The 11440-nt window shown below is 57.1% G+C and carries 11 protein-coding genes; 2 read left to right on the top strand and 9 right to left on the bottom strand.

Annotated features, from left to right (window positions below; all coding sequences use genetic code 11):
• Positions 1 to 7 precede the first annotated feature (7 nt).
• The 9 genes from EN943_RS12615 to EN943_RS12575 form a co-directional block, all read right to left on the bottom strand.
• Positions 8 to 910, bottom strand: coding sequence for a ribokinase (locus tag EN943_RS12615; protein WP_127412882.1), 903 nt, complete (start codon positions 908 to 910; stop codon positions 8 to 10).
• 113 nt (positions 911 to 1023) lie between these two features.
• Positions 1024 to 1569, bottom strand: a complete 546-nt coding sequence (locus tag EN943_RS12610) for a flavin reductase (RefSeq protein WP_127412881.1) — start codon at positions 1567 to 1569, stop codon at positions 1024 to 1026.
• A 5-nt stretch (positions 1570 to 1574) separates the two neighbouring features.
• A complete protein-coding gene (locus EN943_RS12605) occupies positions 1575 to 2864 on the bottom strand; it encodes a styrene monooxygenase/indole monooxygenase family protein (RefSeq protein WP_127412880.1) in 1290 nt (429 codons plus the stop codon).
• A 16-nt stretch (positions 2865 to 2880) separates the two neighbouring features.
• Entirely contained in the window at positions 2881 to 3816 is a 936-nt protein-coding gene (locus EN943_RS12600) for an NAD(P)-dependent oxidoreductase (RefSeq protein WP_127412879.1), read from the bottom strand.
• A gap of 39 nt (positions 3817 to 3855) precedes the next feature.
• The gene (locus EN943_RS12595; protein WP_127412878.1) at positions 3856 to 4773 is read right to left on the bottom strand and encodes an ABC transporter permease; all 918 of its coding nucleotides are present in this window, start codon (positions 4771 to 4773) and stop codon (positions 3856 to 3858) included.
• A complete protein-coding gene (locus tag EN943_RS12590; protein WP_127412877.1) occupies positions 4774 to 5862 on the bottom strand; it encodes an ABC transporter permease in 1089 nt (362 codons plus the stop codon).
• A gap of 10 nt (positions 5863 to 5872) precedes the next feature.
• Entirely contained in the window at positions 5873 to 7435 is a 1563-nt protein-coding gene (locus EN943_RS12585; protein ID WP_127412876.1) for an ABC transporter ATP-binding protein, read from the bottom strand.
• A 75-nt stretch (positions 7436 to 7510) separates the two neighbouring features.
• Positions 7511 to 8551 carry a BMP family ABC transporter substrate-binding protein gene (locus EN943_RS12580; protein ID WP_164778178.1) on the bottom strand — a complete coding sequence of 347 codons (1041 nt, stop codon included), beginning with the start codon at positions 8549 to 8551 and terminating at the stop codon, positions 7511 to 7513.
• A gap of 206 nt (positions 8552 to 8757) precedes the next feature.
• Complete coding sequence (locus EN943_RS12575; protein ID WP_127412874.1) at positions 8758 to 9726, bottom strand: nucleoside hydrolase; 969 nt, start codon at positions 9724 to 9726, stop codon at positions 8758 to 8760.
• Between the two features lie 191 nt (positions 9727 to 9917).
• On the opposite strand from EN943_RS12575, the gene EN943_RS12570 reads away from it, so the two are divergent.
• The gene (locus tag EN943_RS12570; RefSeq protein WP_127412873.1) at positions 9918 to 10679 is read left to right on the top strand and encodes a GntR family transcriptional regulator; all 762 of its coding nucleotides are present in this window, start codon (positions 9918 to 9920) and stop codon (positions 10677 to 10679) included.
• 7 nt (positions 10680 to 10686) lie between these two features.
• Complete coding sequence (locus tag EN943_RS12565) at positions 10687 to 11436, top strand: SDR family NAD(P)-dependent oxidoreductase (RefSeq protein ID WP_164778177.1); 750 nt, start codon at positions 10687 to 10689, stop codon at positions 11434 to 11436.
• Positions 11437 to 11440 lie beyond the last annotated feature (4 nt).

Below are 11440 nucleotides of genomic sequence, written 5' to 3'. Positions count from 1 at the left end.
GAAAACCTTATCTGCCGTTTGCTAGCGAAACGCCGGCAACGTCCTTTGCATAGGGGATTGATGGCTGTGCACCGCGCGACAGGCATGCTAGCGCCGCCGCAACATTTGCGCGCTGGACCGCCGTCTCCAGCGATGCACCAAGCGAAAGGCTATGAGCGAGATATCCGCAAAACGTGTCGCCAGCGCCAACCGTGTCGATAGGTTCTATCTTAAGCGCCGGACATTCAAAAAACGTCTCTGGTGTTGCACAGAGGGCCCCTTCGCCACCGAGTGTCACGATGATTGTGCTTTGATATTTTCGAACATAGTCGGTCATTCGCGAGGCACGATCGCCGCCAGACAATTGCAACACGCCACTATAGTGATCAAACTCCGTCTCATTTGCTACCACATAGTCCGCTTCGGTCAGGAAGTTCGCCGCTTCCGCGCGGAACGGCGCTGTATTGAGTATGGAAATTGCCTTTGCCTGCCGCGCGGCTTTGAGAGATGCCTTTACGGTAGATAGCGGAATTTCATGCTGCAGAAGGACGAGTTCGCCTTGCCGGAGGTCGGGCAGGGCATCTGGCACTACTGTGGCATTGGCCCCCGGCACTACGGTGATGATGTTTTCACCCCGCGGGTCTACAAGGATAAGCGCGGTCCCGGTTGGCTCAGTGCTCTTTCGGACGCCCGAGAGATCAATTTCCGCTTCCTTGAGCAGTCGCATGGCGTCGCTCGCGAAACTATCATTTCCGACGGCTCCAATCATGCGAACTTGAGCGCCTGCACGAGCAGCGGCAAGTGCCTGGTTGGCACCCTTCCCGCCGCCAGCAGTAACGAAAGCACTACCGGGAACCGTCTCGCCGGGACAGGGGAGGCTTTCTACAGACGCGACGAGGTCGAGATTGATGGAGCCGATGACGACAATCATAGTGTAAACCTTCGATTGAATTGGGGCTTGTAGTCAGCTTGGGGGCAAATGCTTGGAGGCGTCGTGGTGAAGGTTGATGAACCTTCAGCGTCGATGCGATGCGTTCATCAGCACTAAAGCCAAGCTCTTGAGTTTTCGGGGTAGAACGGCGGCGAGCCGACCTCGTGATATGTTCGGTTTAGGTAGATAAGGCTGCGAACCTCGTCGTCGCTCTTGATGCCGAGGACTTCGCCGATAAGGATGCTATGGGTGTTGATCTCGAGCGCCTCGACAATCTTGCAATCAAACGAGACTGCCGCATCTTCCAAAACCGGGGCGCCCGTTACCATCGTCGACCACTGTGCCTGCCGAAATCTATGCTTCATCTCGAGCTTGCCGACGCCGGAAAACAAGCCGCAAAGCTCTTGGTGACGTGACGATAAGGTGTTGACGCAGAACACGCCGTTGGCTTTCAACGGCGTGTTCTGCTGGCTGCGCTTGTTCATGCAAACAAGCAGAGATGGCGGCTCGTCACTTATGCTGCAGACAGCAGTCGCGGTGAATCCCAGTTGTCCGTGCGGCCCATCCGATATGATGATATTGACGGCGGCGCCGAGGCGGCTCATTCCATCTTGGAATGCCTGCAAAGACACGGCATTTTCAACTGAGGTCTCGGACATCGACGTCACCCGCCAGACTGGGTTATGCCGTACTGGCCGGCAAATGAACGCGCTACATTGATGTCGGTGAGTGCGGGAACAATGCTTTCGGGATGTGGGAAGCCGTAATAGTAGGCATCCGCCGCCCTTTCGTCGTTCCTCGCGGCATGGAGGACGATCTCCGTCGCCGGCGACGGGGTTTCCAGGAAGATTCGCGTTATGTCGCATCCGCCGCGACCATACTTCTCCCACATGCCCAGGTTGACTTCCGTCATCCAGAGTTCGTCAAACGGCTGGTCTTGGTGCCGGACGATCTCTTGAGTGAGATATTTCGCACTTCGGCTTGCGAAATTGCCGCCCTGGCCGCAGATCGGATCAAAGGTTATCGCAGTGTCGCCGACAGGCATGATCAGCCCTCCTGAGGGCAGGCGGCCGAAGGGGCGGCGCACCATCGGGGCGAAGCGCCCCACCAGCCAGGCGTGGGGATCTTCCGACACGTACTCGATGTCGTCGACCATGTGATGTTCCCAAGGCGCGAACTCGCGAATGATGTCACGGGCATGGGCGGTTACCTCTTCACCCGATTTGCACCCACCAAATCTGTCGATCCGGCTTCCCTCCCTGGCTTCGAAAAGGAACCCGTAGGTATGGCCGGCCGTTTTGTGGGTGTAGGGAACCGCGAAATACTCTCCAGAGTCTGCGAAGAAGTCGAATTTGGTTGAGCTGTAAGGAGTGCGATCGGAGAACCAGTCCTTCACATGCTTGCCTGACTTGCTCCGCACAAGCGTCATTGCGAGGTTGCGCTGAGGGCGGTCGTAGAGGCTGCGATGGTCGTCTCTAGGGATGAGCCGCCCCAGATCCGCCTTGCCGGCGGCGAGCACGGTTAGCTCGTTTTCGAGTGCGATCTTGTCAGCGCGTTCTGGCGTCACACCCTCGATGATGAGTGTGCCGCCGAGAGCCTCGAAATCTTCAAGCCAGCGATGGATGCGCATGCGTTGGTCGATCGCGCCGCCGCTCCTGCCATATTCGAGACGGCCCTTCATAACCGTCGCCTCCGGATCATTGGCGAATCTGGCGCTTTCGAGCAGAACGCCCTGTGCCGGAAACATATCCTGCGACCAGAAATCCATGCCGAGCTCGCGCTCGATGTCGATGACTTCGGCGTAAAGACACGCGGTGCCGGTCGGAGCGGAGTGATTGAGCCACTGCTCGGGCGTTCTGTCCGAATACAGCGTCACCTGGTAGCCAGCTTTCACAAGTGCATATGCAAGGATACATCCTGCCTGGCCAGATCCGATGATCGCGATCTTCGACATGAGGCGTTCTGTCCCTTTACAAATTGTGCTCGTCTTTGATGGCCTGGATCAGACGCATGACGCCCTCACGCAACGACACCGCCGGAGCGAAACCCAGTTCCTGCCGCGCCGCGTCGATGCTGAGCCGGCCAAGCGTCACATCATCAGGATCTGCACCTTCGTCGAGCGAGATATCAGCGGAGGGGATCGCTTCCCGGATTATCGAAGCAGCCTCATCGATCGTCGGGTTGACGCCGGCGCTGATGTTGAATTTACGGATCGAAGGCTGGTTCACATCGAGCGCCAGCAAAATCCCTTCGACAACGTCATCGACATGGACCCACTGCCGAGGGAAGCCATTGCCGTAGGGCAGGTGGATTGGACGGCCTTCGAGAGCGTTCGAAATCATCAAACGCAGCACGCAGCTGGTCTTGCGGCGCGGTCCGTAGACACCGGCAATGCGCAGCGATATCGCGTCGACATTGTGCTCTTCTGCATAAGCGGAAACGATGGCTTCACCGGCAATCTTGCTTGAGGGGTAGCATTGCTTGGCCAAAAGTGGAAAATCCTCGGTGATGTCGTCCGCCGCCTGGTTTCCATAGACTGTAAGCGACGAGCAAAACAGGAGCCGGCACCGGTCTGATCGAATGGTGATTTGCCTGGCCAATTCGGCGACATCCAATGTCCCCCCGACATTAACGTTAAACATCAATGCCGGGTTGTCGCGTCCGAGGCTCGGTCCAGAAAAGCCGCCGCAATGAATGATTGCGTCGATGCCATAGCGAAACGCAATTTCATGCAGCTTATGGATATCGCCAATTTCCAGCTCGAACGCCCGGTCGGTGAGAACCCTTACCTGTGAGACGGAGCGGTCGACCGCGATAACCTGTCTGCCTTGGCCGACGAGCCTTTTGACCACATCGTAGCCTACGAGACCGTTGGCGCCCGTTACCAGGATCGATTTGCTCACCATCTGAACTGTTTCCAGGTACCTGTTGCTGGTTTTGCGCCGCTACGAGATGTCGAAGTTCCAGCTGCCGTGTCTGCTTCTGCGGCTTGCCGTCCTAATGCCTACGACAACCAGAGCCAGAACGGTAACGATATAAGGGGTAAGTTGCAGGATCTGAGGCGCTATACCGGTGACGCTGGGAAGGCGTATGGAAAGCGCTGAGGCGGCGCCGAACAGAAGCGCGACCACCGCGGTGGCGTAGGGATTGCCCTTGGCGAAGATGATTGCTGCGATGGCGATCAGGCCACGGTCATTTGTCATCTGCTTGGAAAACAACGTCACATAGCCGAGGGAAAGATAAGCGCCGGCTAGGCCACAAAAGAAGCCCGATGCCAGCATCGTATCGATCTTGATCCGGTTGACGTTGACGCCAGCCGCTGCAGCAGCGTCCTCGGCCTCGCCGACAAATCGCACCCGCAAGCCCCATTGAGTCTTGTAAAGCAGCCAGGATACCACCGGCACCAGCAGATAGGCGACATAGACCAGCAGCGTATGCCCACTCACGATTGGCCCGATAACCGGTATGTCCCGCACGAGCGGAATATCAATCTGGGGGAAGGTCGGAATGTCACTGGACGTGAACATGCCATCCTGGCCGAGCACGCTGGCAAGAAGAAGCGCTGTCAGGCCATATGCGATGAACGTCACCGCAATGCCGGCGATGAAGATGTGCGCTTTGAAACGTAGATTGAAAAGGACCAGAAGCGCTGCCAACGCAACCGAAGAAATCACGGCGGCCGCAACTCCCAATGTCAGGCTCCCGGTGGCATAGGCAACGGCGACAGCCGTGAATGCCGCGACGATCATGAAGCCGTCGAGCGCGATGTTCAATATTCCAGCCTTGAAGGTCAGGAGGCCTCCCAGCGCCGCCAGAACGAGAGGTGCTGAAATTCGCAGCGTCGAAAATGCGAGTTCTTCCACTTATGCCTCCTTGGTGGCTGGTTCTGACTGGATTTTGGTCGAATTGCTTGGCCGAGCCTTTCGCTTGAAGCGCCACGTAAACTGGGCTGCCAGGACAAGAACGATCACGAACTGAAGAACCTGCACGAAATATTTGCTGAGGCCGGTTGTCATTTGCAGTACCGCGCTGCCGCCATTCAGGACGCCAAACAGGAAAGCGGCGGCGATGACGCCGATGGGATTATTTTGCGCCAGCATCGCAACCGCGATTCCATCAAAGCCAAACCCGGGTGAGAAGTTGTCGTAGAAGGCATGGTACTCGCCCAACACTTGCTCGGCGCCTGCGAGCCCCGCAACACCGCCGCTGACGAGCATCACCCACAACGCGTTACCCCTGACGTTGATGCCGCCATAGTGCGCAAATTTCGGATTGAGCCCGATCAGCTTCCAGATAAAGCCGCGAAGGGTGGCGGAATTGAAAATAGCGAAAGCGATACAAACACCGATGGCAAGCAAAATGCCGGCATTTAGCTGCGAATAGATCGAGAAGCTTGGAAAGAAGGCACTCTCCGCGACATCGGGCAGCTTGTTGGTCGGGCCCGGCGCCTTGAGCGGGCGTGTCGAGATATATCCGGTCAGCAACAGTGCGATCGGGTTGAGCATCAGGCAGATCACCAGCTCATTGACAGCCAGGTAGACGCGCAGGAGGCCAGGTATCGCGGCCCACGCCATGCCCCCTACAAACCCTGCAATGATGCAGATCGGCAGATGGATCACCATGGGCAATCCGGCCAGGCCGTAGCCCGCAATGCCGGAGGCCATGGCCCCCATCAGCATCTGGCCCTCCGCACCGATGTTCCAAAGGCCTGCTCGAAAGGCGATTGCCACTGAGAGCCCGGTAAACAGAAGCGGGGTCATCATCTGGAGTGTTGTGGAGATGTTCGGCCAGCCAGAGAGGCCGCCAGCAACGAGAACCTGATAAACGACAAGCGGATTTTGACCGAGAAACGCAATCAACACAGCTCCGACAATCAGTGCTATGGCAACCGCAAACAAGGGGACACTTGTTGCCCGTATCAAACGGACGGCTAAAGAGTTGGCGTTTTTCAACTGCGTTTCCTCAGTTGCGTTGAAGAGTGGCTGAAAGCGACTTTTCAGGCTGCTCAGTCGCCACGAGTCCACCCATGTAGCGGCCGACCTCTTCGTAAGAGGTTTCGGAAGCCGGCAGATCAGCCACAATCTGTCCGCGATACATGACCAGGATGCGGTCCGACAGGGCCATGATCTCATCAAGGTCAGCAGACACGACAAGCACTGCCTTGCCTGAATCGCGCATGGTAACCAGCAGCTTGTGAATGGACTCGATGGCGCCAATATCAACGCCCTGCGACGGCTGTTCAGCGACCACGACATTTGCCTGCCGGCTTAACTCGCGAGCGATCTGGACCTTTTGCTGATTGCCGCCTGACAGAGAGCCGGCCGTAGCGTCTATGCCGCCCCCTCGAACGTCATAGGCGTCTACGAGGCCTTGGGCATTGGCCTTTGCCGCAGCGGACGAAATGAACGGGCCCCGGGTCACCTTGGAGAAATGCCCGACCATCATGTTCTCCCAGATCGAACTCTGGAGCGACAGGCCAACGCCACCCCGGTCCGCGGGAATATATGCCAACCCCGCCGCGCGGGCCGCGCGCGGGCTGCTGTGCACGACATTCCCCGCAAATGAGATTGTTCCGTTCGCCGGCCTGCGCATGCCCGCGATACATTGGACCAGTTCGTCCTGACCGTTTCCCTGGACGCCGGCGAGCCCCACAATTTCGCCAGCTCGGACCGTCATGGAAAGCGCATCGACAGCAACCTCGCCACGATCGCCGAACGAGTCGAGGTCCTTGACCGAGAGCAGCTTCTGCCCATCGAAGGTGCTGGGCGACTTCTCGACCTTCAGCAATACCGACCGGCCCACCATCTCATTTGCGATGTCTTGCGCGGTTACGGTCGCGGCCTGAAATGTTCGCCTGATGCGACCTCGCCGCATCACTGAAACACGATCCGCGACTTCAAGCACTTCTCGCAGTTTATGACTGATGAAGATGATCGAGCACCCGCTTTCAGCCAGAGACCGCATGGTCTTGAAAAGTTCGCGGGTTTCGTTTGGGGTTAAAACCGCGGTCGGCTCATCCAGGATGAGGATTTCTGCCTTGCGATACAGCGCCTTCAGGATCTCGACGCGTTGCCGCAGCCCAACGGGCAGTTTTGCTACGATAGCCTCAGGATCGAGTTCCAAGCCAAATCGGCGGCTGAGCTCGAGCGTATCTTGCCTGGCTTTTTTGAAATCGACACGACCATAACTCTTTAGAGGTTCAGCGCCGATGACAATGTTCTCGGCGACGGTGAAGGATGGGGACAGCTTGAAGTGCTGATGAACCATGCCGATACCCGCTCGAATGGCGTCCGCGGGATTGGAGAAATCGACGGGTGTCCCTTTCAGTTTTATCTCGCCGCCACTTCTGGGGATGAGGCCGTAGAGGATGTTCATTAGCGTCGACTTGCCGGCGCCGTTCTCTCCGACTAGTGCGTGAATCTCACCCTTTTGTATGACCAGCGTGGCGTCCTCGATGGCAACAAGATCGCCAAACTGTTTTTGCACGCCGGTCATCTCGACGACAACATCGGTGCTACCGGGCATTTTTTCGTCTCCGTCTGTGATGAATGTCCCGGGCACCTACTGTGAGGTGCCCGGGTTCCTCGGGAGGAAAAACTCTCAATTCGCCGAAGGACGATCGATCGGCGGTGTACCCATCTGCTTTGCGGCGGGATCCAGTTCGATATAGTTCGGGACGACGATCTCGCCGGAAATGACTTTCGCCTTCAATTCATCCATTTTGGCGAGGGTCGCATCGGAGATCAGGCCCTTGTTGTACTGATCCATAGCAGCCTGGACGCCCCCCTCCTTGAGACCGTATTGCTTGTTGACGCCGCCTTTGAATGTGCCGTCAACGACCGACTTGACGATGTCGTATCCCAGGACATCGACACGCTTCATCATGGAGGTAAGGACCGTGCCGGGCGCCATGTAATTCTGGTTCGAGTCGACGCCGATCGCAAAGGTGTGCGTCTGCTTGGCAGCATCGATTACGCCTGCGCCGGTCAGATTGGCGACGGCGAAGTTGATGTCCGAACCCGCGCTTACCAGGGCAAGAGTGTATTCCTTTCCTGCAGCCGGGTCGGTGAAGGAGCCCGAATACCGTTCGAGAACCTTCACATCGGGCTTCACACTCTTTGCGCCGTAATAATATCCGTTGAAGAAGCGGTGGATGACCGGGATGTCCTTGCCACCGACGAATCCGATCGTGCCAGTTTTCGAGGTCATTGCGGCTGCGACACCCACAATGAACGACCCTTCCCAGTCCTTTGCGACAGCGCCCACCACATTGGGAGCAATCGAGTCGGAGCCGACATCCACGATGCCAAATTTCTGATCGGGAAAGGCTGCAGCCGCTTCCTTCATAGGCTGTATCATGTCGAAGCTGGCGCCAAGCACCAGATCGAAGTTCTTCGCAGCCGCGGCCCGTACCAGCGATGATTTGAAGTCGGATACTGCGCGCGGCTGAATGACTTCGTACTCGATGCCGAGATCCGCCTTTGCCTTTTTGAGGCCTTCGGCAATCATGTCATTGAATGAGTGGTCTCCAAGGCCACCTTCTGCGGTCACAAACGCGACCTTGATTCCGGCTTGGGCCATCGACGTCATGGCGATCAGAGAAAGACTGGCGCAGAGCGCCACTTGCTGGAAAAATTTCATGTTCACTCCCCTGGAGCTGTTTGCTTCCTGATGCCCGCTCATGTCGGAGGAACGCCGACTTGAATTTTATTCATGCGCCCTCCACGCGGGCGATACAATCCTAAAAAAAATTGTATGAAGCTGTCAATACAACATTGATAGATGGTTGATCAAAAAGATCGGCCGGCAACGAATCGCCGGCCGACATCACGCTTTGCCCTTAGTCCTCACCGGGGGCCTGGCTTGGGTCCGCGAGCAAAAATCTCGGTAAGCATATTTATGAAAGCCGGGCGGTTGGCGTGAAATGCAACGTGGCAGTTCGCCGGCCTTGTCGTTCGCTTCTCGTGATCAACGACAGTCCTGCCTATCGTGTATTCGCCAACGGTTTCGATGACCACATTGACGAATTTCGTCTCGATGATGCTCTCGGCGACAAGCGCAGCCACGCAAACGGCATCGTGAACGGGCGCAGTAAGCGGGGTTCCTGTTGGCTGGTTCGCTTCGTAACCACTGATACGATGCATGATGATGTCGGCGGCAGCCACACCGGCCGCGGTGTCGAGGCTTCGCAGATGATCGCACTGGTCACGCGAAACCAGCGCCTCGTGCGTAGCGTCAAGCGGGACCAGCGTAATCTTCTTGAAGCCCGCACGGAATACCTGGGCAGCCGCTTCCGGATCAGCCCAAATATTAAACTCGGCAGATGGCGTGATGTTCGATTTATTGATCGCTCCGCCCATAATGATCAGCTCGGCTACATTCGACGCAAAGGCCGGGTCTATTGCGAGAGTTGCTGCAAGATTGGACAGAGGGCCGACGGCAACCAGCGTGATCTGACCGGGATGAGCCTTAAATATTTCAGACAGAAAGACCGAGGCGGGCTTGTCCTGCTTCCTGCCCTTGGGGGCGGGCATGGGCAGTGCAGCCATATGCACTTTCGGATCCCGTTTCGTCGCCCTTGGCGTCGGAAAGTCTGGACGAACGATGGGGGCTGCCAGTCCTTCGAAGACGGGAATGTCACTTCGACCGATCCATTCCAGAGTCCGCAAGGTGTTGTCGGTGCATTTCTCGACTTCGATATTTCCGTTGACCGTGGTGACAGCCACGAGATCGAGCGCGGGGTGAAGCGCCGCCAACATGATTGCGACGGCGTCGTCGGTGCCGGTGTCGACGTCGAGAATAAGTTTTTGAACCATGAGGGATCCTCCAGAAGGTTGTGCTGTTACGCGATCTCGCGGTTTCGCAATAATTGCCACCGGGCAGCCCCCGCAGTCAATACGAAATGTTCTAGAATCGTATCGGAGATGTGATCGGATACCATTAGCAATTTTGTTGCGCCCATTCGGGATATTCGGTACTGATTCAGCAGCTGGAGGATGCGGAAAGAATGAAAGACGCCTTGGAAGTCGCTCGAAATCAATTGCGAGCAGAGCCAGCCGCGCTTGAGAACGTTCCCGATGAAATCTACGACACTGTCGTCCGGGCAATTCTCGACAGGGCACTGGATCCCGGGACAAAACTCCCCGAAGACGTCTTCTGCAATCACTATGGTGTGAGCCGCACAATAGTGCGGGTCGCCATCCACCGGTTGCAACAGGACAGACTGGTTGAGCTGCAAAGGAACAAGGGCTGTTACGTAATTGTTCCTGACCGTAAGGAAGCCATGGACATCCTCGAAGCGCGCAAGGCCATCGAGCCTTACGTCGTTCGCCGGCTGGTCGCTTCTGCTTCAGATGCCGACCTGTTGGCGCTACAAGGCCATGTTGACAAGGAAGACGATGCTTATCATCGCAACGACCACCGAGAAGCGCTGCGTTTGTCCGGCCAGTTTCACCTGGTCCTGAGCAACATCGCCGACAACAAGGTCATAGAGGCAACCCTGCTCAATCTCGTTTGCAGGTCAGCCTTGGTGATTGCGACTTACAGCGATGTCACAGCGTGTTGCAAAGCGCATGACCATCGGCGTTTGGTGGAACTGCTTCGCGAGCGCAATGCAAGTGCGGCTATGGAGCAGATGGAGCGTCATCTGGACGACATCCAGCGCGATCTTCTCCAGGACAAGCCGCTCCAGGAGAAACCAAGTCTCGAAAGCGTGCTCAATCTTTATGGTGCGGGCGTCAAGGAGCGTCCGCTGCGTCAGGCGGGTTGATGAGCATATGACTTTGCATGGAAAGAAGGCGCTCGTTATTGGCGGCGCAGTCGGGATCGGTCGTGCTGTCTGCCAGGCTTTTGCCGCGGCAGGCGCTTGTGTCGGCGTCGCCGATCGAGGCTGGTCAGAAGAAAAATCTTCAATCGTAGCCGAGTTGAAGGCATCGGGTGTCGACGCCTATTGCGACGAAGTCGACGTCAGGGATGAAGGATCGGTCTCCAAGGTCATCCAGCATGCCATAAGCCGCTTCGGCCAACTTGATATTCTGGTCAACAACGCCGGTATGACAAGCGCTGGCGCTCCCATGCATGAGCAGGATTCTGCTCTCTGGTCGGAGATATTCGCCACCAATGTCAACGGCATCGCTTTTGGCATGAAGCATGTGTTGCCTCACATGCTTGAGCGAGGGTTCGGTCGTATCATCAACACATCGTCACAGCTGGCCCACAAGCCGGTGCCTAACCACGGTGCCTATTGTGCTTCGAAGGCAGCGGTTACCGCACTCACCGCTAGTGTCGCTCAGGAGGTAGCGCGTCGCGGTATCACCGTGAACTGCGTTTGTCCCGGGATGACGGATACAGCGATGCTGTACAAAGGCGGCGCGGCATTCGTCGAGGAGAAGCTCAAAGCCCTCCCAATAGGGCGCCCGGGTACGGTGGCGGAGATCGCGGCGACTTATGTCTTCCTGGCCTCGGACGCTGCGGCATTCTTCATTGGCCAGAGCCTTTCGCCCAATGGCGGAGACGTCATGTGGTGACGCG

Source organism: Mesorhizobium sp. M7A.F.Ca.US.006.01.1.1 (assembly GCF_003997935.1).
In the GTDB taxonomy this organism is placed as follows: Bacteria; Pseudomonadota; Alphaproteobacteria; order Rhizobiales; family Rhizobiaceae; genus Mesorhizobium.
Note: the sequence above shows the minus strand (reverse complement) of the source record. Positions and strands in the feature narration are given on the sequence as shown.

Bases quoted from the DNA above. Each gene is read 5' to 3' on its own strand.
- EN943_RS12600 (WP_127412879.1), bottom strand. From the start codon at position 3,816: ATGGTGAGCAAATCGATCCTGGTAACGGGCGCCAACGGTCTCGTAGGC.
- EN943_RS12615 (WP_127412882.1), bottom strand. From the start codon at position 910: ATGATTGTCGTCATCGGCTCCATCAATCTCGACCTCGTCGCGTCTGTA.
- EN943_RS12585 (WP_127412876.1), bottom strand. From the start codon at position 7,435: ATGCCCGGTAGCACCGATGTTGTCGTCGAGATGACCGGCGTGCAAAAA.
- EN943_RS12565 (WP_164778177.1), top strand. From the start codon at position 10,687: ATGACTTTGCATGGAAAGAAGGCGCTCGTTATTGGCGGCGCAGTCGGG.
- EN943_RS12605 (WP_127412880.1), bottom strand. From the start codon at position 2,864: ATGTCGAAGATCGCGATCATCGGATCTGGCCAGGCAGGATGTATCCTT.
- EN943_RS12580 (WP_164778178.1), bottom strand. From the start codon at position 8,551: ATGAAATTTTTCCAGCAAGTGGCGCTCTGCGCCAGTCTTTCTCTGATC.
- EN943_RS12610 (WP_127412881.1), bottom strand. From the start codon at position 1,569: ATGTCCGAGACCTCAGTTGAAAATGCCGTGTCTTTGCAGGCATTCCAA.
- EN943_RS12570 (WP_127412873.1), top strand. From the start codon at position 9,918: ATGAAAGACGCCTTGGAAGTCGCTCGAAATCAATTGCGAGCAGAGCCA.
- EN943_RS12575 (WP_127412874.1), bottom strand. From the start codon at position 9,726: ATGGTTCAAAAACTTATTCTCGACGTCGACACCGGCACCGACGACGCC.